Raw genomic sequence first — 21,671 nt, forward strand, 5'->3', positions numbered from 1 at the left:
TTTCTGAAGCATGAAGCTTGAGATGTTGCGCGTCTTTCAAGTGACCGCCGAACGCGGATCGCTGGCCGCCGCCGCCAGCAGCCTGGGCCGCACCCCTTCGGCGGTGTCGATGATGCTGTTGCAACTGGAAGAAGACGTGGGCGGCGCCCTGTTCGAGGCCGGACGCAAGAACCGGCTGACGCCTCTGGGGGCCTTGGTGCTAGAAGAAAGCCGCCGGGCGAATGAGGCCTTTGAGCGCAGTGCCAAGGCCATTCGCCGCTATGCCAGATCAACCGCCGGCTCGGTCCGCATCGCCGCTGTGCCTTCGGCCACCGTCAGCCTTTTGCCCGCAATCGTCTTGCAGTTTCAACGCGAACGCCCCGAGGTTCGGCTGGACATCAGCGATGTTGACAGCGCCGCCGTCCGCCGCCGCCTTCAGTTTGACGAGGCCGATATCGGCATTCTCTCTGCGGCGCCGGACGACGCCTTTGACAGCGTTCTGATTCAAAGCGCGCCCTTGGGCATCGTGTGCAGGCGCGGCGGCCCGATTGCAACGGCGGCACAGGCCAGCAGCGCAAGCTGGGCACTGTTGGCGCATGAACCCTTGATCGTGAATCCATTGTGCAATCGGGTGCAAAACCCGGTCGTGCAAGACCATGTGATCCGCTCTACGCTTGAGGCACGCAACACCACAGCCCTTTTGGCCTTTGTAAAGGCCGGGCTTGGCGCGACGATTCTGCCGGAAAGCGCGCTTCAAGGATCGCAGGATGCGTTGGTCTTTGTCGAACCAACCGACCCGCCCACCTTTCGCCACCTGCACAAGATCCGCCAACCCGGCCGACGCAGCAGCCCGGCAGTTGATGCCTTTTGGCACAGCCTGCCCAGCGTTTACTGAACCGCGGATCACATCAGGGCTGGTTGCACCAATGTTCACAGGGCGGCGCCACGCACCCGACGAACTGGCGTTACCCCCGTTTATCGCCCAGTATCTTCAGCAAGGACAAAGCACCATGGACATGATCGTGGGATGAGGAAGAACACGTTTTCAACCAAAGGGCTGACAAAAGTGTATGGGGAAGGCCGATCTGCCGTCCATGCGCTGCGCGGGGTTGATCTGGTCATTCCAGACGGGGAAATCGTAGTGCTGCTGGGCCCGTCAGGCAGTGGCAAATCCACCTTGCTGAATATCATCGGTGGCTTGGACAGGGCGACAGAAGGCGAGGTATTTTTTCAAGATCAGAATCTCGGTGACATGACGGACAGCCAGTTGACGCGCTATCGCCGCGACCATGTTGGCTTTGTGTTTCAGTTCTACAACCTGATGCCCAGCTTGACTGCACGCGAAAACGTAGAGCTTGTCACCGAGATTGCACTTGACCCGATGGGTGCAGACGAAGCCCTGGCCATGGTAGGGTTAAGCAAGCGGGTTGACCATTTCCCCGCGCAGCTTTCGGGCGGCGAACAGCAGCGTGTGGCAATCGCGCGGGCCGTCGCCAAAAAGCCAACTGTGTTGTTTTGCGACGAACCAACTGGCGCGCTTGACAGCACAACAGGGCGGGCCGTCCTGCAGGTGTTAAAAGATGTCAACGAGACGCTTGGGGCCACTGTGCTGATCGTGACTCACGCCGCAAGCCAGGCGGCCATGGCGGATCGGGTCATCCATTTCGCCGATGGCCGTATCCGCGAAATCATTGTGAATGCCACAAAAAGCCCGCCAGAGGAGATTCAGTGGTAAGCCCTCTTGATCATAAACTGATGCGGGACCTATGGCGCATGAAAGGGCAAGCCATTGCCATTGGAATGGTGATTGCCCTTGGCGTTGCCATGCTGGTCATGATGACCGGGCTGGTGACTTCGTTGAACGAAACACGGACGACCTATTACGAACGCTATCGCCTTGCCGATGTCTTTATCCCGGTGACCCGTGCACCAGAGCGAATGGCCGAACGATTGGCGGCCATTGAGGATGTGGGCACGGTTGAGACCCGTGTCAAAGGCACTGCTCTGATCGACCTTGCCCATCAAGACCTGCCGGTGCAGGCGCAGGCCTTGTCGTTGCCCGATCTGCGCTCGCCCCAGCTTAATGACGTCTTTCTGACCGCCGGGCGTGTGATCGACGCCAATCACACGGATGAAATCTTACTGTTGCAATCTTTTGCAAAGGCCCACGGCCTGCGGCCCGGAGACCGTCTTTCAGCTACGATGAACGGTGCCAGGCGCAGCTTTCAGATTGTGGGCCTGGCCCAATCACCCGAGTTTCTTTACACGACCGCGCCCGGAGAGATGATCCCCGACGATGCCCGTTTTGGGGTGATCTGGATGAGTCGATCTGCCATGGCCGCCGCCTATGACATGGACGGCGCTTTTAACGAGGCACTGCTTTCCTTGGTGCGCCCAACAAACCCGGCAGCCGCCATAGCTGCCGCCGACCGCATTCTGGCCCCGTTCGGCGGCACTGGCGCTTATGGGTTGGCCGATCACACCTCTGATCGTTTCATCAGCGACGAAATCGGCGGTCTTCAAGCCGCCGCCGCTGGTGTTCCCCCAATCTTCCTCGCCGTCGCTGCCTTCCTTCTTTACACCGTCATCAATCGAATGGTGCAATCCGAACGCGAGTAAATCGGATTGCTTAAGGCGTTTGGCTACACCAATGGTGAAGTTGGCGCACATTACTTCAAGCTGGTCATGGTCATAGCGATTGGCGGGGCATTGGCCGGTTGCCTGATCGGAATCGCGGGCGGGCGGGCACTGATCCAAGTATATACGGTTTATTACAAATTTCCGTTTCTGGTCTTCCAACTTGATCCGGCCTCCTTCGCGATTGGCATTTCTGTCAGCATTCTGGCCTCCTCCATTGGGGGGCTGATGGTCTTGCGCCACATCTTTGCCTTGACGCCGGCAGTTGCAATGCGGGCCCCTGCACCGGCAGATTACAGCCGCACAGGCAGAAGTGGCGCTGCACTGAATGCCTGGCTCGATCAGCCGTCCCGCATGGTTCTACGCCGGATCGTACGCCAACCTTGGCGCATGGCTGGTGCAATCGTCGGTATTGCCTGCGGTATGGCTTTAAGCGTGTCTATGATCACGATCTACGCGGGCTTCGACCGCACAATTGACCTGACCTTCAATGTCTTGGACCGCAGTGACCTGGCGGTAACTTTCACCCATGCAGCCTCGGATACGGCGATCTTTAATCTACGCCGGATGCAGGGCGTGATTCAGGTCGAACCGGTGCGGCATGTGCCCGCGATCTTGCGCAATGGCCTTGCCACCCACCGTGGGGTAATCACCGGAACCATCCCAGACGCCCGTCTGCACCCAGCACTTGACAGCAGGCTGCGCGACATTGATCTGCATGACAATGGCATCGTTCTCTCGACCGCTGTTGCTGATATTCTTGACATCAAGCCGGGAGAGCTTTTGACCGTTGAAGTGCGTGAGGGCCGCCAGCCTGTTTTGGTTGTCCCGGTGACAGCCATCGCAGAGAGTTTGCTAGGGGCACCTGTCTATATGGAAATAGCCGCTTTGAACCGCGCCCTGCGTGAGCCCAACCGCGTTTCGGGTGCCTATCTGACCATAGATCAGCGGAATGCCTCTGAAATCTATCAGGCCCTGCAAGCCATGCCCACAGTGGCGGGCGTCAGCCTGAAATCGCAGGCCGAATTCGCCTTTCAAACCTTGATGAACACAGGCGCAGGTGCGATCCGCTATGTGATGGGGACCATCGCCTTTGTCATCACCTTTGGCATTGTCTATAATGCGGCACGGATCGCCTATGCCGAGCGGGCCCGGGATCTGGCGAGCCTGCGGGTGATCGGCTTTACCAAAGCCGAGGTGGCCTTTGTTCTGCTTGGCGAACTGGCCGTCGTCGTGCTGGTTGCTCTGCCCGTCGGTGGTGTCTTGGGCTACTACCTCTCGTTCGGCATCGCCTCTGGCTTTTCAAGCGAGCTTTATCAGATCCCAGTCGTTTTCGACCCAACCAGCTTTGGGTTCGCAGCCATGGTCGTCCTCGGGGCAACACTGGCCTCAGGTTGGTTGGTCACACGAGATATCGACCGGGCCGATCTGGTTTCGGCTCTGAAGACAAGGGAGTAATTGCCATGGCCAAGGCACGAAGACGATCCCGGCTGATCCTGACCGCTGTGGCCGTATTGCTGGTCGGTGGCGCGCTGATGGTCGCGTTCTGGCCCAAAGCGACGATGGTTGATATCGGAGAGGTGACGCGTGGCTCTATGCGTGTGACCATCGACGAACAAGGCCGCACCCGTGTCAGGGACGCTTATGTCGTCTCGACCCCGGTGGCCGGGCAGCTACAGCGTGTCACAGTGCAACCAGGCGACCCCGTCGTGCGCGGTGAAACAGTTGTGGCGCATATGCACCCGACCAATCCGGCGGCCCTTGATGTGCGCACCCGCGAACAGGCACAAGCTGCGGTAGCTGCTGCCGAAGCGGCGTTGCGGGTGGCCCAAGCCGATCTAAATGCCGCCCTGGCAAATCTTGACCTCGCCCGGACAGAACTCACCCGAACCGAGCAACTGGTGGAACGCGGTATTTCATCTGCGGCCGCCTTGGACCGCGCCCGCCAGTTTGCACGGGTGACCGAGGCAAATGTTGATACGGCCGAGGCCGCGATCAGCATGCGCGAAGCCGAGATTGCCAACGCGCAGGCACAGTTGATCGGGTTCGACGATCAACGACTGGCAGCAGCCATCGGGATCACATCAAGCGACATACCGCTTTATGCCCCGGCAGATGGGCGCATTCTTCGCGTGATGCAGCAAAGTGAGACCGCCCTGCCCGCGGGCACCCCGATCATGGAAATCGGCGATATCACCAGCGATCTGGAGGTAGTGGTTGACTTACTGTCCACCGATGCAGTGCAGGTAGTCGTCGGCTCCCCCGTCATTATCACAGATTGGGGCGGGCAAACGGATTTGCTGGGAGAAGTGATCCGCATTGACCCTTTTGGCATCACCCAATTCTCGGCCCTGGGCGTTGAAGAACAGCGCGTCAAGGCCGTGATCGCCTTGACCAGCCCGGCAGAGGCCTATGCGGGCCTTGGTCATGGCTTTCGGGTCGAGGCCCGGATTGTCGTCTGGACCAGCGATGACGCCGTAATTGTGCCCGCCAGCGCTCTGTTTCGAAGCCGCGGCAACTGGGCGGTGTTTACGATCATCGACAATCTGGCCCATCTGCGCCTCATCAAGATTGGCCGCAATAACGGCATTGAGGCTGAAGTTCTTGACGGACTCTCTGAGAGAGATCAGGTCATTCTTTATCCCTCTTCTGGTCTTTCAGCCGGGATGAAGGTTGCCCAGCGTGTGATCAACTGACAGTGCAGGGCGCCCGCCCGACATAGTCTGCGCGATACATGACAGGCACGTTCCAATCAAAGCGGCCCACAGCGCCAAGGTGCCAAGACCTTGCCCGGCGCACCTTGGGACGCCTAAACTAAGGCACAGGCAGAACGAGCAGGAGATAACGATGCATAGCACTGTCTTTACCACGCTGGCCGTGGCATTGCTGGGTTTGGCCACCCACGTTGGCGCGGCACATGCTGGCCCGACCGGTTATTATGAGGTCACCGGCGTCTCGGAAGATGACATGCTGAAAATGCGGGCCGGTCCCGGAACCGGGTATCGCGTGATCGTGGGGCTGCCAAATGGCACCCTGTTGCGTGTCCGAAGCTGCGAGCAGACAGGCAGCACCCGTTGGTGCAGAGTCACGCTGAAGGAAGTGCGCGGATTAAAGGGCTATGTTTCGTGGGCCTATCTGCGCGAACAAATGAGCGCTCCGTGACACCCGCATGGGCGAGGCGCCGCCGCAGCAAACCCGAGCCTTGATCTAATGTCGCTTACCGCGCGGTTTGACTTTCTTGTTGCCGCGCGGCCCTGTCTCGACAGGGGTGTTGCTAAGGTTTTCCTCGGTCAGCTTGCGCCAACGATCAAGCCGCGCCGGATCAATCTGCCCAGCGGCGACGGCTGTCTGTACGGCACAGCCCGGCTCGTGGCTGTGGGTGCAATCATTAAAGCGGCACGACGGCGCCAGCTCTGCAATCTCTGCAAAAACAACCTCCAGCCCGAACGACACATCGCTGACATCCAGCGAGCGCATTCCGGGCGTGTCGATCACCCAACCGCCGCCCGGCATGGCATGCAGCGAGCGTGACGTGGTTGTATGCCGCCCCTTGGCGTCGTTTTCACGGATGCTGCCCGTGGGTTGCGCTGTTTCAGCCGTCTTCTCAGACAGTGCGTTCAGCAAGGTCGACTTGCCCACACCCGACGACCCGACAAGAGCGACGGTCTGCCCCGGCCCGCACCAAGGCGCCAAGCATTGCGCCGCCTCTGTTCCCTTGGCATTCACCATCACAACGGCCAGCCCACGCTGCAATTCTGCCGCTTGTTGGGCATAGGCGGTGGCATCGGAGGTTTGATCAACCTTGGTCAGCACAATCACCGGTGTCGTGCCCGAGTCGTTGGCCAAAGCCAAATAGCGTTCCAGCCGCGCCGGGTTGAAATCATCATTGCATGACGTGACGATGAACAACGTATCGACATTCGCCGCGATCAGCTGCGCGGTATATCCACCTTCGGTCCGCCGCTGCAAAAGCGCACGCCTGTCCAAACGCCGGACAAGCAGATGGGTGTCAGGCCTGACCAGTGCCCAATCCCCAACCGCGAAATCCGTGGTCTTGGCATTGATAGGCAACTCGATGCGGACCGGGCCCAAACCAGATTCAGCCGTCAACCGCGACCGGTGAACCGTAGCAATACGCATTGGCACCAAACCTTGATCTTCGACCGCCAGTTGATCGGCAAAGAAATCTGACCAGCCTAGGCTGCTATGCGGTGGGGGTGCTGGATCTGCAGGTTTGGTCACTGCCCCTGAATGGCCGCGAAATGGGGTCATGGCAAGCCATTTTGCATCTGCAGGACAACCTCTTGCAAAGCTATGCCCCCCACATGAGCCCCCCGAACCAACAGGTCCAGCCCGCCAGAAAACCGACCAGATTTGCGATCACGCGCAGTTGCTCTGCCTGCCTTGCAGCTGCCGATGCTTGGCCTGTTGGGGCGGAGAAGTTTTCTATGGACAGCAGTATCTATTGCTGCGCTGGATTCAAAAAACAGGTGAACAGCATGCTGACGGCATCAGTCGTAGGGAGGGCTGGATGAAAGCCCATTCTTATTCCTCTACGCAAGACGAGGCACAGCATGACAGACGCACTCTTGGACCAATCGCGAGGCAAGCGGCGACGTGGCCGTAACGATGGCACGCCTTCGATCCCGAAACGCGTGATGAACTACAGCCAGTTGCGCAACCCTTTTCCCACGATGAACGTGTTTTCAGCCGATGAGGTTGAGAGCATGCACGAAACCGCCCTTCGCACGCTGGAAGACCTGGGGGTAAGGGTGCTGCTGCCCGAGGCCCGCAAAATTCTGGCTCAGGGCGGGGCGCGGGTGGATGAGGCCAATCAAATGGCCTACATAGGGCGCGACATGGTGCAGGCCGCAGTTAAAGCGGCACCTAAGTCGTTCCTGTGCAAGGCAGGTGCGCGACCGCGTGACATCAAAATGGAGCTGGGCTGCCTGTCTTTTCAGCCCGGCGCAGGCTGCCCCAACGCAACTGACCTGCAACGTGGCCGCCGCTCTGGCAGCGGCCGTGACTTTCGCGAATTGATTCAACTGACCCAGCATTTTGACGTTTTCCAGATGGTGGCACCGCTGGTCGAGCCGCAAGACATTGCCACCCATCTGCGCCATTACTTCACAACACAGGCGCAACTGACGCTAAGCGACAAATTCCCTTTTGTCTTTTCGCGGGGCACCCCTCAAGTGTTGGAAAGCTTTGAAATGATTAAGGATTTCCGGGGGCTGTCAGCAGCAGATTTTTTGGCCAATCCTTACTGCTACACGATCATCAACACCAACAGCCCGCGCACTTTGGATATTCCGATGGCTCAGGGGCTGATCGACTTCGCACGCTATGGCCAGATGGCGATTGTGACGCCGTTTACTCTGATGGGGGCCATGGCCCCGATCACAGTCGCAGGGGCCATTACCCTTAGCCATGCCGAAGTGCTGGCAGCCATTACGCTGAACCAACTGGTGCGCCCAGGTGCACCGATCTGCTATGGCACTTTCACTTCAAATGTCGATATGAAGTCAGGTGCGCCCGCATTGGGCACACCCAGCCATTTTCAGGCCAGCCTTGCCGCAGGGCAACTGGCGCGGTTTCTGGGTTTGCCGTGGCGGTCGGCGGCCGGGTCTGCCTCTAACCTGAATGACGTTCAGGCCGCGAATGAAAACCAGATGGGCTTGTGGGGATGTCTGATGGCAGGGGCGTCCATTATTATTCATTCGGCTGGTTGGCTGGAGTCGGGGCTGAGCATTTCTTACGAAAAGCTGATCACAGATGTCGAAGTGCTGAACATGATTGCCGAACTTTGCGCGGGCAACACTGCCACCACAGACGATATCGGTTACGAAACCGCAATCAAAGAGGTGGACCCAAGCGGCCATTTCTTTGCCACCACCCAGACCATGGCGCGCTACAACAGCGCATTCTATGAACCCATCGTGCATGAATATGCCAATTTTGGAACATGGACAGAGCGCGGTGCCAAAGATGCCAACATACGGGCGACGGCAGTCTGGCAGGCAATTCTTGCCGCAGACCAGCGCCCCGCAACAGATGTTGCCCGCGTAGAAGCCTTGCAAAGCTATATTGCCCAACGCTCCAAGGCTGGCGGTGCACCACCAGAGAGTTGAGGTGACCGTAAGGCCCATCACTCTGCTTGGCCGGGACGACCCGGACAAAGGCCCATCGGTGAGGAACACGGAGGTAACCAGTGACACCAAACGTCCCGCGATCGGCACGAAACTGCTTCACGGTGTGTCACTGCTAGCGCAGTCGGCCCCATGTCGCACACTTGGGCGGACGCGTCTTAGCCTTCACATGCCTCTTGGCTGCGTTGCGGGGTGGGCCAGCCCATTGAACCAGCTATTCGGATCACAAGGCGATGTGACAATTGCGGCCTTCGGATGACGTTCCATGGCCTTGTGTAGATCAATTCGTGCCCCGTCGCGCGGTGCGCGAGTGAAGGGACAGATCGCCCCGATACTGGTTCTCGACGACGCCTCACCTGCGCTGAACAACCCCACCGGCAGAATATAAGACTATTTCAGTCAACTATTGATGTTGACATTCCTGACTGTTTCAGTAATTTTTTGATGATCTTCCTAGCCACCCCTGCGGGCAGCCCGGATCACATCCATGCCGATAGGTGCCAAATTGCCCGCAATGATTGCCCTGAGAAGACGTCTCTCGCGTGACTGCCCTACCCAGAACGCCAGCGAACACACCCGCGACCTCGGATTGTGCTGGCGCGAACTTTTCCAAATGGCGACAGGTGGCATTTGTCCATCGGATCAACGGCTGGAATTGCTGCTGGACCGCATCGAGCGCATGCCATGACCATACAACGCCCATGGCCCACACCCGCCCAAACGCCCGTACCGCCGCGCCCGACCTATTCAGCACGCGACCTGACCAATGGGGGCGAACAAGCGCAGATCGTGCTGGACGATCAGGTGTACACCCTGCGCATTACCCGCGCGGGCAAGCTGATTCTGACCAAATGAAGATGCGGTTCGACTTTCCCGACGACGCGTTCCCGGCCGAGCGTCGGCGTGGCGCTGCCCCAGTGGGGCATCTACAGGAACTGCCACCGGCTGAGTTGGCTGCAATCGTCTATCTGCGCGCATGGTGCGAAGGCGGAGCCGAGCGACAGATCATCAGCGAAGATTTTCGACGTGTGATGGGCGACGCTGAAGGCGTGCACGCAGTTGACACGTTCAATGCACTGATGGGTGTGCTGCTCAGAAATGCCCGCAGGCCAATCATGCGTCACGGCCTTGGGTGTCGGTGCTTTGGTGGGGACGAAAGCGCATTTGCCCAGATGCTGGCCGCCGCCGTCAGCCAGGATCGCGATGACGCCATGTTGTTCGCCGCAACGCTTGTGAAAGGCGATGCCGCGTGGGCCGCTGTTCAACTGGCTGTGGATTTGCAGCAGGTTTTCCTGCGCCTGACACGCATGCCGAGTGCGTCACAGCCACCAAAGCACGGGCCCAAGCGGTCCGCCTATCATCACTGAAAGGAATTAACCCCGATGAAACGCACCCTTTTGGCCGCCATCGCCACTACGACGCTGACCACATTGCCGGCATTTGCTGTGGAGCGGGCGGCGGTGTTGAACACCTATGCCGACATCGCTGCCGCGAAATACGCAGACAGCGTTGCAACCGCCGAGATCCTGCAACAGTCAATCGACGCCTTTCTGGCCGCGCCATCACCCAAGACGCTGGCCGCCGCGCGCGATGCATGGCGAAAGGCGCGTGTGCCCTATATGCAGACCGAGGCCTATAGGTTCGGCAACCCCATCGTGGATGAGTGGGAGGGGCGGGTGAACGCCTGGCCCTTGGACGAGGGCCTGATCGACTACGTCGATCCGGTTTATGGCGGCGCGACCGACGAAAACGCCTATGCCGTGCTGAATGCGATCGCCAATCCCAGCTTTACCCTTTCAGGGCAGCAAATCGATGCTGCCAGGATTACCCCCGCCCTGTTGCAAGACACCCTGCAAGAGGCGGACGGCGTCGAGGCGAATGTCGCCACCGGATATCATGCGATTGAATTCCTGCTGTGGGGTCAGGATCTGAACGGTACTGATGCGGGCGCAGGCAACCGGCCTTGGACCGATTACGCCATGGGCGAAGCCTGCACAAATGGCCATTGCGAACGGCGGGCCGAGTATCTGCGCGTCGCCACTGCGCTTTTGGTCAACGATCTGGCCGAAATGGCCGAAGCCTGGCGGCAAGGAGGGGCTGCACGCGCAGCCCTTCTGGCCGATGAAACCGCGGGCGTATCGGCTATTCTGACCGGGATGGGTTCGCTGTCTTACGGCGAATTGGCCGGAGAGCGGATGAAACTGGGCGTCATGCTGAACGACCCAGAGGAAGAGCATGACTGCTTTTCCGACAATACCCACATGAGCCATTACTACGACGGCGTCGGTATCCAGAACGTCTATCTGGGCCGCTACATCCGGGTCGATGGCACCGAGGTGGCAGGTCCGTCTCTGTCGGATCTGGTGGCAGCCGCCGCCCCCGATGTCGATGCGCAACTGCGCAGCGAACTTGCCGCTTCGGTCGCGGCCCTTGGTGCGATCCGCGATGCGGCGGAAAACGGCATGGCTTATGATCAGATGCTGGCCCGTGGCAATGCGACGGGCGAGGCGCTGATTTTGGGCGCAGTCGATGCGCTGGTTACCCAAACCCGGTCGATCGAGCGTGCGGTGGCCGCGCTGAACCTTGATGGCGTCAGCGTTGAGGGGTCTGACAGCCTCGACGACCCCAATGCCGTGTTTCAATGAAGGCGGCGATGATCGTCGCTGACTGGATCGCCATCATTGATCGCCATAGTCGCATTGCGACGGATTGGATGCGCGCCACTGACAGGCAGACAATCATCACCCGGAAAACACAGGGCGCCAATGTCGCAAAGACCCCGTGCAAAAATGAGGAAAGGCATATCCGTTTGCCTACCTCCCAGACGCTGCGGATTAAACACTTGGGGGTCGGCCCACGGCCAGATCGGCGCCGATGCCGCCCTCAAGAAAAGTAAAGGTGTTCAGATGACTGGCAAGCATAAGTGCCGGGGTGGCGTTACGATGGTTGCAGCGTTGCTGACCTTGGCAGGACCGGTGCAGGCAGACGTCGATCTGACCTTGCCCCACCTGCCAGTCATTCCCCGAACCGCAGACGAGGCGGCGCGTATCGCCACCGTCACCGCGCCCGCCACCGATTTCACTGCCCCCGAGCCATTCGAGGCAAACAGCGCCGGTGCAGCGACGGTGCGTGCGCGTGCGAATGCGGATGCGTTTTCGTTGGCCTCGGCCAATATGCCATTTGAGCGCGAATTGCAGTTCAAGGTTGGCAATGGGCTGTTTCGCAAGCTGTGGGTGTCCTCGCCATCTTCGACACTTGTGTCCGATGGGTTGGGCCCGCTTTACAATTCCCGCGGCTGCCAGAACTGCCACTTGAAGGACGGTCGCGGCCATCCACCCGAGGGTCCCGGCGACGACGCAGTGTCAATGTTCCTGCGGGTTTCGGTGCCAGCGCCCGATTCCGCCGCCATGACCCAGATCGAGGCCTATCTAAACAGCCTTGACGGCCAGATCGCACGCACCGTCCCCGACCCGACCTATGGCGGACAGTTGCAGGATTTTGCGGTGCAGGGCCACGTCGCCGAATATCGTCTGGCCATCAGCTATGAAGAGATCGAGGTGCCCCTGTCAGACGGCGAAATCGCGTGGTTGCGTCAGCCGACCTATGCGGCCGCCGATCTCGGCTATGGCCCTTTGGCCCCAGATGCCATGCTTAGCCCTCGGGTCGCACCACAGATGATCGGTCTCGGGCAGCTTGAGGCGATTGCCGCCGCCGATATCTTGGCACAGGAAGACCCGGACGACGCCGATGGCGACGGCATCTCGGGGCGCGCCCAGATCGTCTGGTCGGTCGAGCATGATCGTCCGATGCTGGGGCGGTTCGGGCTGAAGGCGGGGTCGCCCACGATCCGCGAACAATCGGCCAGCGCCTTTGCCAGTGATATCGGTATCGCTTCGCCTTTGTTCCCATCACCATGGGGCGATTGCACGGCAGCACAGGCCAATTGCCGCACCGCCCCCAACGGCAACAGCGGCACATCGGAAAACATGGAAATCGGAAACGAGGGACTGGACCTTGTCACCTTCTATTCCCGCAATCTGGCCGTGCCCGCGCGCCGCGATGTGGACGACCCCGAGGTGCTGCGTGGCAAGGCGGTGTTCCATGACATCGGCTGCACGTCCTGCCACACGCCGAAATATGTGACCGAGCGGCTGGTGGGGCAGCCGGAGCAGAGTTTCCAACTGATCTGGCCTTATACCGACCTGTTGTTGCACGACATGGGCTCCGGCCTGGCCGACAACCGTCCCGAAGGGCGCGCCAATGGGAAAGAATGGCGCACACCGCCGCTTTGGGGGATCGGATTGACCCAAACCGTTTCGGGATATAGCCATTTCCTGCACGATGGACGCGCCCGTTCGCTGCTTGAGGCGGTGCTGTGGCATGGCGGCGAGGCACAGGCACAGCGTGATGCCGTCGTGGCCCTGCCCTCAGCCGACCGCGCCGCCCTGATCCGATTTCTGGAGTCGCTATGAAACCTGTCCTAACCCTTATCTGCGCGCTGATGGCAACCCCAGTGGCCGCAGACGTGAACACTGTGATCGAGTCGCATATTTTGCCCGGTTATGCCGCCTTTGCCCAAGCGACAGAGACGCTGGCTGCTGATGCGCAGGTATGTGGTGCCGAAGCCTTGCGCCCAGCTTGGAACGACGCATTTGACGCCTGGCTGGGGGTCAGCCATCTACGCTTTGGCCCCGCCGAGCAAGATGGACGTTCAGTCACGATCGCATTCTGGCCCGATCCGCGGGGGGCGACGCCTAAGGCTCTTGATACTCTCTTTGCAGACCAAGACCCCATCATCAATACGCCTGAGGGCACAACCCAGATATCCGTCGCAGCGCGGGGACTTTTCGCGTTGGAATACCTGTTGTATGATCCAGAATTCGCTGAAGATACCCCCTATGGGTGTGCGCTGATCCGGGCGCTGACCACCGATCTTGCAGCCATCGCAAGGCATATTGATGACGAGTGGAAGGGGGGATACGCCACCACGCTGCGCACGGCGGGCCGTGCGGGCAACACCACCTTTCTAAGCGACCGTGAGGCGGATCAGGCCCTGTTCACTGCGCTGCTGACAGGGCTGGAGTTTACCGCCGACCAACGCTTGGGCCGCCCAATGGGAGAATTTGACCGCCCTCGGCCCGCCCGCGCCGAGGCGTGGCGATCCGACCGCAGCCAGCGCAACGTGGTGCTGTCGCTGCGCGCGCTATCTGATCTGGCGCACCATTTGACAGGCGGTGCCGTGAATACCGACGCCGCCCTAAACCACGCCATCGCCCTGGCGAGCGCGCTGAACGACCCCGCCTTGGCTGGTGTGTCCGATCCCTCGGGCCGCCTGAAACTAGAAATCGTGCAACAAGCGGTGCACGCCGCCCGCGATGCAGCCGTTGCCGAAATCGGGCCCTCCCTCGGCGTCTCTGCCGGGTTCAATTCGGCCGATGGTGATTGATATGACCACGAGACGCGGCTTTCTTGCGACGCTCGTCGCAGCAACGGCGGCACCGACCCTGACTTGGGCCGACGCGGGATCGCCCAGATTTCTGGCCGCCGCTCAGGAACCGACCGGAAGTTTTGCCCTGTTCGGCCTGACCTCCCAAGGGAAAGAGACTTTTCGCATCGCCTTGCCTGCGCGGGGACATGCTGGGGCGGGTCACCCTAAGCGGCCCCAGGCCGTGACATTTGCCCGCCGCCCCGGCACCTATGCCTTGGTGATCGACTGTGCCCGGGGCCGCGTTACGCAAACCCTGGCCGCACCAAACGGCTATCATTTCAGTGGCCATGGCGCATTTTCAGCCGATGGAGACACCCTGTTCACCGGAGAGGTGGACAATAGCACCGGCGCTGGCTGGATCGGTAAGTGGTCGCAGTCTGAAGGTTATCGCCGTATCGGAAGTTTCCCCTCGGGCGGGATCGGGCCTCATGAAATCGTTCGTCTGCCAGATGGCCACTTGGCCGTGGCCAATGGTGGCATCATCGCCGCCCTGGACGACGAACGCACCAAACTGAACATCGACACAATGCGCCCGAATCTCAGCTATCTGGCGCCGGATGGAACCCTTGTCGATCAGATCGAACTGCCGCAAGATCTGCACCAAAACTCAATTCGTCACCTTGCCACGCGACCTGACGGAACGGTCGCATTCGCCATGCAGTGGGAAGGGGACAGCGCCCTCCACCCACCGCTTCTGGGCCTGCACATGCGCGGCGAAATACCCGCCCTGTGCGACACGCCTGCCCCCCTTGCCCCCCGCATGCGCCAGTATGTCGGCAGCGTGGCATTTGATGCCGGCGGCCAACAGATTGCGATCACCTGCCCTAAGGGCGGGGTCGTTGCCCTGTTCGATCACAAAGGTCAGTTCACGGACATGGCAACCCGTGCAGATGTTTGCGGCATAGGGCCAGTTCCGGGTGGTTTTGTTGTAACGGACGGTTTCGGTGGAATACTGGAATTGGGGACAGACGGTCAAAGGCCACTCGCACTTTTTGACCGGACATGGGACAATCATCTGGTGCTTGTCTGATTGGCCAGCCGCCTAGGTGTTCAACTCGGCATCAGGTGGATCGGGTCTGGGATGAATCTGTCTGGCGCCAGAGGCCTCATTCGCAGGTATTTCGGTGGGGCATGTGGCAGCCGTGAAACTTAATATGTCCAACGTAGTTCGACGCTCGCGTGTCAAAACTTGCACTCCATCTGTTCGACCAGGCCATTGGCCCACGGGTAGTCGACCTTTGTTGGTGGCCGTTTGACCCCATTGGCGTCACTTATCTTTTCGACGCGGATCTGCAGATAATAGGCTGTACTTCGATGCCGGGCTGGTCAGCGAGATTGATGCAATTCTCGGCAAGGATCGCATGGTTACGCTTTAGGACTGCCTTGAGCAGATATTTCAAGGGCTTCCACGCGATTTTGAGAGACGTCTTATTCAGGAACTGAGAGACTACGTAGCTGCTAATCCGGTCAATGCGCACAAGGGCCGTATCTTGCCTTTCGCGGCCTGCTTCCAGGTAGCCGCCGCGAATAACCCAAACGGCAGCGACAACTGAGCCATCGATACCAATCAAGGCAATAAATACCAAACCACCTTGCATTGAAGAGCCCGGGCGTTGCGCAACCACCGAAATCCCTGAAGCCTTGGCGCGCGCAAACCTGAAACAGAGCAGCGCCCGAACCCCTTCCCCAAACGCCGCCGCACCACACCTTCGGCCTTGGGGTCCCTAAGCCTGTAGCCCTCCGGATGCTCAATCGTGTCGAATGTCTGCGGCAGGCTTTCCTTGCCCATGAGGCGCGACCACGCTTGCTTGGGCAGAAGGACCCCTAAACTGACCTCGCTTGTCGCAACGCGAATTTCCAAACGAACAGCCGATAGGGTGCGTGACCTTCTCTGTACCATTCGCCCGTTTATGCCAGCCCCAGTTGTGGGTGGTGCCTGTCGCCCCATTGTCTGGGCGACTGGCCGAACATCCGTTTGAATTCTCGGCTGAACTGTGACGCACTGACATAGCCGACAGTCATCGCGGCCTCTGACACGGTCATGCCGCCGGCAATCTTCATCGCGGCAGTGTTCAGGCGCATGGATTTCACGAATTGTATGGGTGAAAGCGTGGTGGCCTGCTTGAATTTGCGATGAAAGACCGCGCGACTCATCCCTGCGCGCAGGGCCATGTCGTCGATGGACAGCTGTTCATCCAGTCGGGTGGAAACCTGCGCGATCGAACGTGCGATGGCATTGCCGGGGCCAAAGGCTTGCCGGGCAAAGGCGCCGGCCTCGCCTTTGAGGATGGCATAATACAGCTCGCGCAACCGGGCATCGCCCAGAATGGCGGTGTCTGCCGGGCTTGCCATCAGTTGCATCAGCCGCAAAAGGGCGTCTTGAAAACCATCGTCCCACCGCGCCAGACGGATGCCGCGCGCATGGCCTTCGGCGGCGGGGATGCGGCTGCCGCTGGCCTGCATCTCAAGGGTCAGTTCCGTCATCAGTCTTGGGTCAAGGGCGATGTAGATGCCATATAACGGGTTTTCCGGGGATGCGGCGGGTGTTCCGGCCTTGACCGGCATCGACATCGGGCAGCACAGATAATTGCTGCTGTCATAGATATGGTGCTGCCCATCCAGCACGGTTTCCTTGCCGCCGCTGACAATCGCAATGACACAGGGTTCATAGACTGCCGGGGCGCAGGGAATGGCCTGGGTGGCGCGAAACACTTGAACGCCCCTGATCCCGGTCTGGGCCATGCCATCCCTTGGCATCCGGGCTTCGATGATCTGCCTGATGATGGTCTTGCTCATCGCGGTTTTATAGCTGGCCGGATGACTGCCGTGCAATGCGATCAAGACGATTGGGCAAGTATTCGCGAGGATTTCGCCTGTTTCGTGCGTGACCCGAGATTTATCTACGCTTTCGACCAGGCCGCCACAGGGCGCGGTGTTTGAAAGGAAGAAAACGATGGCAGATACACGCTTTGGCCCCCAGGGATGGATGCCCGACCGTCTGCCCGCACTTGGTGGCCAGACCTATGTCATCACGGGGGCCAATGCAGGTGCAGGGTTTCAGGCGGCGCGCATTCTGCTGGCGCGCGGCGCAAGCGTGGTGATGCTGAACCGCAGCGCCCAGCGATCGGCAGCGGCGATCACGGCGTTGCAGCAGGAATTTGGCGCAAAGGCCGATGTCCGCTATGTGCCGGTGGATCTGTCAGATTTGTCCAGCGTGCGGGCCGGTGCGCAAGAGGTATTGAAAACGGTGCCGCGCATCGACGCGCTGATCTGCAATGCCGCCATCGCACAGGTGCCCAGGCGGCAGTTGACCGTGGACGGGTTTGAAAGCCAGTTGGGCACCAACCACTTTGGCCATTTCCTGTTGTGCGGGCTGCTGTTTGACCGGGTTGAGGCCGCAGGCGGTCGGATCGTCGTGGTTGCCAGCCTTGGCTACAAGATGGGTCTGCGCCGCATCAAGTTCGAGGATCTGAACTGGGAACAGAATTACGGCGCCAACACCGCCTATAGCCAAAGCAAACTGGCGCAGATGATGTTCGCCTATGAACTGCAAGACAGGCTTGCTGCGGCTGGTCGCAAGGGGGCCGTGTATGTCTGTCACCCCGGCTCCTCTGCCACGTCCCTGATCCGCACCAGCGGCGGGTTGCTGACGCGGTTCACATGGTGGCTGATGACCAAGACACCCATGGTGCAAACCGCCGAACAGGGGGCCTATCCCGAGGTGATGTGCGCCACGGAAACGGGGTTGGAACAGCGCGCGCTTTACGGCCCCACCGGGCGGATGGAATTCGTGGGCCCCGTGGGCCGTGGCACGTTGCAAGCCCACGCCCATGACAAGGCCGCCATGGCCCGGCTGTGGCAATTGTCAGAGCACGCCACTGGCTTTACCTGGCAGGTCTAGCCGCCCGATCCTTGGCACAACTCCCCAAACATCAGACCAGAAGGTGACTATGGATATCCTCAGGGCCGCGACAGATTGGGCCAGGGCCGAAATGCTGTCCAACAGTGTCTTCATCCTGTGTGGGGCGCTGTTTCTGGCGGTTGGGTGCGCCTTTTGGCATGTGGGGCGCACCGATATGGTGCGCGCCTATGTCGTGCCAATGGTGGTGGCGGGCCTTTTGCTGCTGATCCTTGGCGGGGGCCTGCTGTATGGCACAAGGCAAAGTCTTTCAGGCTTTGCCCCGGACTTTGGGCAGGACGCTGCCGGATTTGTCGCCCGTGAAATGGCGCGTGTGGACAAGACGATTGCGCAGTATCGCAGGGCGGCGTTCACCGTGATGCCGCTGCTGATCGCGGGTGCGGCGGGGCTGATGATCGTGCTGAACGGCCCCCTGTGGCGGGCAGGCCTGATCACCGGCATTGCCGTTCTCAGCATCGTGATGCTGGTGGACAGCACGGCCTGTGCGCGGCTGGAAAGCTATCGGCTGCACCTGATGGCTGCGGCGCCGGGGTAATACGGAACCGGGCCGGGGGCAGCCGGGTTTGGTGCTATTGCCCCTGGCCCGACAGATCGCGGATCGCAGCCATGACGCTTGCCACATGCGCCGCATCGCGCGCTGCGGCATTTGGCTGGGCGAAATCCCTAATGTCATTGTCAAAATAACGGCCCGAGGCTTGCGCAAAGTCATCAGACAGGGCGGCGCGGCACAAGATCTGTGCCCCGATTGCCAGATCGCTGCCCGCAATGCCAAAGCCTTCCCTGACCATTTTCGACGCCAGCAAGGAACCGGGGTTCACGGCCAGAAACACTGGCCCCGATGGGTGCGCCTTTGCCAATTCTTGCGACCATATGGTGATCGCCAGTTTGCTTTGGGCATAGGCCGCCATGTGATCAAGGCTGCGCGCACCGCGCAAGGCAGCCACATCCACGGCCGCCTGCGCCGCCGAAGACAGGTTCACCACACGGCCCGTTGCCGGGATGATCGGCAACAGCCGTTGGGTCAGCAGATAGGGCGCAAGGGTGTTGACGACAAACCGCACATCCAGCCCTTTGGCCGTGCGGGGCTGCGCTGTCTTTAGAACACCTGCATTGTTGATCAGCACATCAATCTGGTCGTGCTGGGCCGTGATCTCATCCGCCAACGTCTGAACCTCGTCCAACCGCGACAGGTCGGCGCGATAGAGCCTGGGCGCAGAGCCCATCTGTGCGGCGGCATGGGCCAGTTTGTCGGCGCTGCGGCCGTGCAACAGCACGTTATGGCCCGCCTCGGCCAGCATCTGTGCCGTCAGCAGGCCAATGCCGTCTGTCGCGCCGGTGATCAGGATGGTCTTAGTCATGGTCGTCTCCTGTGCTTGCAAAGTCGGGCAGGATTTCATCTGCCAGCCGTTGCAGGGTTGGTTCGGTTGCAGCGCCGTTGAACCGCAGGTTCAGCGCAACATGGTTGATGCCCAGATCCCGAAGCTGGAAAAGATAGCGCCGCAGATACTCGGTGCCCGATTGAAACCCCAGATGAATGGGGCGGGGCGGGGCATCCGCCTGATCGACAAGATCCACATACAGCGATTGCATCACCGGCTTGTCGGGCAAACCTGCCGCGCGGATCTGTTGGCGATACGCGGCAACCACGCGGCCCTGCGCCGCCGCATCGCGCGGATAGGTCATCCAGCCGTCACCATTGCGGGCAACCCAGTCGGGCGATTGCTGACTGCCCCCGGTGATCAGCAGCGGCACTTGGCCACCCGTGGGCTTGGGCAGCATGTTGATGCCGCCCGAAAGCCTGCCGTGATCCAAATCGCGCTGCGGATAGGGCTGGGCCATGGTGCGGATATAATCGACGCTGTCGCGGAACCGCGCACCACGATCTGCAAAGCCCCTGTCCAGCGCCGGATATTCCTCGGGCCGGTCGCCCGACGCCACGCCCAAAAGCAATCGCCCCCCCGACAACACATCGGCCGAGGCCGCCGCCTTGGCCACATGCGCCGGGTGGCGCAGCGGCAGAACGATGCTGGCCACACCCAGCGCGATCTTGCGGGTGGTCGCCGCAAGGGCCCCCAGATAGACAAAGGGATCAAACACTTGCCCGGCATCGCCGAAAGACGGCACGTTGAACGGCACATCCCGCAGCCACAGCGCCGAAAACCCCAGCGCATCCGCCATCTGGGCGCGGTCCAGGTGGCGCGCCATATCAGGCACCGCGCTGTCGGGATACCGCGCCAGCGGCACCACAAGGCCAATGGTCAACCGTTCGGGCTGAAAGACCGTGTTATAGGCGCGGTTCAGGCGGGGAAACGTCTTGGCCGGGTCGATCAGGGGCAGGGGGTCGGCTGGTTCTGCGGTGCGGCCACGGAAGGGGGGCATCTGCTTGTCCTTGTCGGCCTTTTGCGTGTCGCCAAAGTATCTCTTGCATAAATCCAGAAAACCGGCTGTTTTCGGATTTCATTTTTCCGGTTTGGAATATAATCGCCATGGATACTGACAGTCTTCGCCTGTTCGTGATGGCCGCAGATCGGCTGAATATCTCGGCTGCCGGGCGCGAGCTTGGCCTTGCCCCTGCGGTTGCCAGTGCGCGCTTGGTCAAGCTGGAGCAGGAACTGGGGGTTGAACTGCTGCGCCGCACCACGCGCAGGGTGGCGCTGTCGCTTGAAGGATCAGATTTCCTGCCCCATGCGCGCGAAATTCTGGCGCAGGCCGATGCGGCAAGGGCCGTGCTGGGGGGGCCCGAGGCAGGCCCCAAAGGCACGCTGCGCTTCGCGGCCCCCAGCAGCTTTGCGCAATTGCACATCATGCCGCTGCTGCCCCAATGTCATGCGCTTTATCCCGATCTGACACTGGATCTGCGCCTGTCGGACAAACGGTTCGATGCAATCGAGGGCAGCTTTGATCTGGCCCTGCGCAGCGCCCCGCTGACCGACAGCAGCCTCAAGGGGCGCAAGCTTTCGGATGACACGCGCGTGCTGTGCGCCTCTCCGGGCTATCTGGCCGCCCATGGCACACCGATGGTGCCAAAGGATCTGGCAGGCCATCACCTGATTGCATGGGCCAATCTTGAAAAACGCGAGGTGATCAACACCGCTGGTGCAACCGCCACGCTTGACCCGGCAGCGATGATCTGCCGAACCATTCTGGATGACGGTGCCGCGCAACGCGAAGCCACCCTTGCAGGGGCCGGCCTTTCGGTGAACTCTCTGTGGAGCGTGGCCCATGAGATTGCCGCCGGGCGTCTGGTGCGGGTGCTGCCTGACTGGCGGTTGAATGATCATGCGGTGCTGTGGCTGGTCTATCCGCGATCCAATGTGCTGACCCCCAAGACCCGCATTTTCATGGATTTCCTGATCACGCATCTGGGCAATCGGCCTGATTGGCGCGCGTGATCCGGAGCGGTGGCCGTTCCGCGGCATCCGCGTCGGGGGGGCGGTGTTGGGTGCAATTATATGCGAAAGGCGAAAACTGAACTCGGATTCCTGCCGATTTCATGCGG

At 60.5% G+C, this 21,671-nt stretch carries 21 protein-coding genes and 1 pseudogene; 17 read left to right on the plus strand and 5 right to left on the minus strand.

Translation table 11 applies throughout. The annotated features are described in order from the left end of the window. Positions 1-10: 10 nt before the first annotated feature. The 7 genes and pseudogenes from V3C85_RS17665 to V3C85_RS17695 all read left to right on the plus strand — a co-directional run bounded on the left by V3C85_RS17665 (position 11) and on the right by V3C85_RS17695 (position 5,778). The gene (locus V3C85_RS17665; protein WP_331796757.1) at positions 11-874 is read left to right on the plus strand and encodes a LysR family transcriptional regulator; all 864 of its coding nucleotides are present in this window, start codon (positions 11-13) and stop codon (positions 872-874) included. Positions 875-1,006: 132 nt separating this feature from the next. Further along, positions 1,007-1,714 carry an ABC transporter ATP-binding protein gene (locus V3C85_RS17670; RefSeq protein ID WP_331796758.1) on the plus strand — a complete coding sequence of 236 codons (708 nt, stop codon included), beginning with the start codon at positions 1,007-1,009 and terminating at the stop codon, positions 1,712-1,714. A gap of 20 nt (positions 1,715-1,734) precedes the next feature. After that, entirely contained in the window at positions 1,735-2,598 is an 864-nt protein-coding gene (locus tag V3C85_RS17675; RefSeq protein ID WP_331796760.1) for an ABC transporter permease, read from the plus strand. 6 nt (positions 2,599-2,604) lie between these two features. Beyond that, positions 2,605-2,862: pseudogene (locus V3C85_RS17680) on the plus strand (FtsX-like permease family protein); the annotation flags it as partial. 195 nt (positions 2,863-3,057) lie between these two features. Beyond that, the gene (locus V3C85_RS17685) at positions 3,058-4,074 is read left to right on the plus strand and encodes an ABC transporter permease (protein ID WP_331796835.1); all 1,017 of its coding nucleotides are present in this window, start codon (positions 3,058-3,060) and stop codon (positions 4,072-4,074) included. Between the two features lie 5 nt (positions 4,075-4,079). Then, positions 4,080-5,312 (plus strand): efflux RND transporter periplasmic adaptor subunit, encoded by a 1,233-nt coding sequence (locus tag V3C85_RS17690; RefSeq protein ID WP_331796762.1) that lies wholly within the window; start codon positions 4,080-4,082, stop codon positions 5,310-5,312. A 151-nt stretch (positions 5,313-5,463) separates the two neighbouring features. Next, the gene (locus V3C85_RS17695; protein WP_331796763.1) at positions 5,464-5,778 is read left to right on the plus strand and encodes an SH3 domain-containing protein; all 315 of its coding nucleotides are present in this window, start codon (positions 5,464-5,466) and stop codon (positions 5,776-5,778) included. 45 nt (positions 5,779-5,823) lie between these two features. Here V3C85_RS17695 and rsgA read toward each other — a convergent pair whose 3' ends face one another. Continuing rightward, positions 5,824-6,858: a ribosome small subunit-dependent GTPase A gene (gene rsgA, locus V3C85_RS17700; protein ID WP_331796765.1), complete on the minus strand. Its 1,035-nt coding sequence runs from the start codon at positions 6,856-6,858 to the stop codon at positions 5,824-5,826. A gap of 332 nt (positions 6,859-7,190) precedes the next feature. Between rsgA and V3C85_RS17705 the strand changes: the two genes are divergently transcribed. From V3C85_RS17705 to V3C85_RS17735, 7 genes are all read left to right on the plus strand, one after another. Beyond that, positions 7,191-8,747, plus strand: coding sequence for a trimethylamine methyltransferase family protein (locus tag V3C85_RS17705; RefSeq protein ID WP_331796766.1), 1,557 nt, complete (start codon positions 7,191-7,193; stop codon positions 8,745-8,747). Positions 8,748-9,449: 702 nt separating this feature from the next. Then, positions 9,450-9,620, plus strand: coding sequence for a hemin uptake protein HemP (gene hemP, locus V3C85_RS17710; protein WP_331796767.1), 171 nt, complete (start codon positions 9,450-9,452; stop codon positions 9,618-9,620). Next, complete coding sequence (locus V3C85_RS17715; RefSeq protein WP_331796769.1) at positions 9,617-10,132, plus strand: hypothetical protein; 516 nt, start codon at positions 9,617-9,619, stop codon at positions 10,130-10,132. The genes hemP and V3C85_RS17715 overlap by 4 nt, the downstream gene beginning before the upstream one ends. Positions 10,133-10,147: 15 nt before the next feature. Beyond that, positions 10,148-11,410, plus strand: a complete 1,263-nt coding sequence (locus V3C85_RS17720; RefSeq protein WP_331796771.1) for an imelysin family protein — start codon at positions 10,148-10,150, stop codon at positions 11,408-11,410. Between the two features lie 297 nt (positions 11,411-11,707). Then, positions 11,708-13,237, plus strand: coding sequence for a di-heme oxidoreductase family protein (locus tag V3C85_RS17725; RefSeq protein ID WP_331796836.1), 1,530 nt, complete (start codon positions 11,708-11,710; stop codon positions 13,235-13,237). After that, a complete protein-coding gene (locus V3C85_RS17730; RefSeq protein WP_331796772.1) occupies positions 13,234-14,211 on the plus strand; it encodes an imelysin family protein in 978 nt (325 codons plus the stop codon). The genes V3C85_RS17725 and V3C85_RS17730 overlap by 4 nt, the downstream gene beginning before the upstream one ends. A gap of 1 nt (position 14,212) precedes the next feature. Beyond that, a complete protein-coding gene (locus V3C85_RS17735) occupies positions 14,213-15,283 on the plus strand; it encodes a DUF1513 domain-containing protein (protein WP_331796773.1) in 1,071 nt (356 codons plus the stop codon). 241 nt (positions 15,284-15,524) lie between these two features. Here V3C85_RS17735 and V3C85_RS17740 read toward each other — a convergent pair whose 3' ends face one another. Together V3C85_RS17740 and V3C85_RS17745 are read right to left on the minus strand one after the other, a co-directional pair. Further along, a complete protein-coding gene (locus V3C85_RS17740; protein WP_331796774.1) occupies positions 15,525-15,878 on the minus strand; it encodes a hypothetical protein in 354 nt (117 codons plus the stop codon). 283 nt (positions 15,879-16,161) lie between these two features. Next, entirely contained in the window at positions 16,162-17,049 is an 888-nt protein-coding gene (locus V3C85_RS17745; RefSeq protein ID WP_331796775.1) for an AraC family transcriptional regulator, read from the minus strand. A 157-nt stretch (positions 17,050-17,206) separates the two neighbouring features. Between V3C85_RS17745 and V3C85_RS17750 the strand changes: the two genes are divergently transcribed. Both V3C85_RS17750 and V3C85_RS17755 read left to right on the plus strand, forming a co-directional pair. Beyond that, positions 17,207-18,154 (plus strand): SDR family oxidoreductase, encoded by a 948-nt coding sequence (locus V3C85_RS17750; RefSeq protein WP_331796776.1) that lies wholly within the window; start codon positions 17,207-17,209, stop codon positions 18,152-18,154. A gap of 49 nt (positions 18,155-18,203) precedes the next feature. Beyond that, positions 18,204-18,707 (plus strand): hypothetical protein, encoded by a 504-nt coding sequence (locus V3C85_RS17755; protein WP_331796777.1) that lies wholly within the window; start codon positions 18,204-18,206, stop codon positions 18,705-18,707. Between the two features lie 34 nt (positions 18,708-18,741). Here V3C85_RS17755 and V3C85_RS17760 read toward each other — a convergent pair whose 3' ends face one another. Continuing rightward, entirely contained in the window at positions 18,742-19,530 is a 789-nt protein-coding gene (locus tag V3C85_RS17760; protein WP_331796779.1) for an SDR family NAD(P)-dependent oxidoreductase, read from the minus strand. Then, complete coding sequence (locus tag V3C85_RS17765) at positions 19,523-20,551, minus strand: LLM class oxidoreductase (RefSeq protein WP_331796780.1); 1,029 nt, start codon at positions 20,549-20,551, stop codon at positions 19,523-19,525. Before V3C85_RS17765 ends, V3C85_RS17760 begins: the two co-directional genes overlap by 8 nt. A 107-nt stretch (positions 20,552-20,658) precedes the next feature. Between V3C85_RS17765 and V3C85_RS17770 the strand changes: the two genes are divergently transcribed. Next, positions 20,659-21,564, plus strand: a complete 906-nt coding sequence (locus V3C85_RS17770) for a LysR family transcriptional regulator (RefSeq protein WP_331796781.1) — start codon at positions 20,659-20,661, stop codon at positions 21,562-21,564. Positions 21,565-21,671 lie beyond the last annotated feature (107 nt).

It is taken from the genome of Pseudotabrizicola sp. L79 (assembly GCF_036553525.1).
In the GTDB taxonomy this organism is placed as follows: Bacteria; Pseudomonadota; Alphaproteobacteria; order Rhodobacterales; family Rhodobacteraceae; genus Pseudotabrizicola.

What these genes read in the sequence shown, in the direction of transcription:
- V3C85_RS17760 (WP_331796779.1), bottom strand. Translation starts at nt 19,530, where the DNA reads ATGACTAAGACCATCCTGATCACCGGCGCGACAGACGGCATTGGCCTG.
- V3C85_RS17720 (WP_331796771.1), top strand. Translation starts at nt 10,148, where the DNA reads ATGAAACGCACCCTTTTGGCCGCCATCGCCACTACGACGCTGACCACA.
- V3C85_RS17705 (WP_331796766.1), top strand. Translation starts at nt 7,191, where the DNA reads ATGACAGACGCACTCTTGGACCAATCGCGAGGCAAGCGGCGACGTGGC.
- V3C85_RS17670 (WP_331796758.1), top strand. Translation starts at nt 1,007, where the DNA reads ATGAGGAAGAACACGTTTTCAACCAAAGGGCTGACAAAAGTGTATGGG.
- V3C85_RS17715 (WP_331796769.1), top strand. Translation starts at nt 9,617, where the DNA reads ATGAAGATGCGGTTCGACTTTCCCGACGACGCGTTCCCGGCCGAGCGT.
- V3C85_RS17730 (WP_331796772.1), top strand. Translation starts at nt 13,234, where the DNA reads ATGAAACCTGTCCTAACCCTTATCTGCGCGCTGATGGCAACCCCAGTG.
- V3C85_RS17725 (WP_331796836.1), top strand. Translation starts at nt 11,708, where the DNA reads ATGGTTGCAGCGTTGCTGACCTTGGCAGGACCGGTGCAGGCAGACGTC.
- V3C85_RS17665 (WP_331796757.1), top strand. Translation starts at nt 11, where the DNA reads ATGAAGCTTGAGATGTTGCGCGTCTTTCAAGTGACCGCCGAACGCGGA.
- V3C85_RS17770 (WP_331796781.1), top strand. Translation starts at nt 20,659, where the DNA reads ATGGATACTGACAGTCTTCGCCTGTTCGTGATGGCCGCAGATCGGCTG.
- V3C85_RS17675 (WP_331796760.1), top strand. Translation starts at nt 1,735, where the DNA reads ATGCGGGACCTATGGCGCATGAAAGGGCAAGCCATTGCCATTGGAATG.
- V3C85_RS17755 (WP_331796777.1), top strand. Translation starts at nt 18,204, where the DNA reads ATGGATATCCTCAGGGCCGCGACAGATTGGGCCAGGGCCGAAATGCTG.
- V3C85_RS17735 (WP_331796773.1), top strand. Translation starts at nt 14,213, where the DNA reads ATGACCACGAGACGCGGCTTTCTTGCGACGCTCGTCGCAGCAACGGCG.
- V3C85_RS17750 (WP_331796776.1), top strand. Translation starts at nt 17,207, where the DNA reads ATGGCAGATACACGCTTTGGCCCCCAGGGATGGATGCCCGACCGTCTG.
- V3C85_RS17695 (WP_331796763.1), top strand. Translation starts at nt 5,464, where the DNA reads ATGCATAGCACTGTCTTTACCACGCTGGCCGTGGCATTGCTGGGTTTG.
- V3C85_RS17765 (WP_331796780.1), bottom strand. Translation starts at nt 20,551, where the DNA reads ATGCCCCCCTTCCGTGGCCGCACCGCAGAACCAGCCGACCCCCTGCCC.
- V3C85_RS17745 (WP_331796775.1), bottom strand. Translation starts at nt 17,049, where the DNA reads ATGAGCAAGACCATCATCAGGCAGATCATCGAAGCCCGGATGCCAAGG.
- V3C85_RS17685 (WP_331796835.1), top strand. Translation starts at nt 3,058, where the DNA reads ATGATCACGATCTACGCGGGCTTCGACCGCACAATTGACCTGACCTTC.
- hemP (WP_331796767.1), top strand. Translation starts at nt 9,450, where the DNA reads ATGACCATACAACGCCCATGGCCCACACCCGCCCAAACGCCCGTACCG.
- V3C85_RS17690 (WP_331796762.1), top strand. Translation starts at nt 4,080, where the DNA reads ATGGCCAAGGCACGAAGACGATCCCGGCTGATCCTGACCGCTGTGGCC.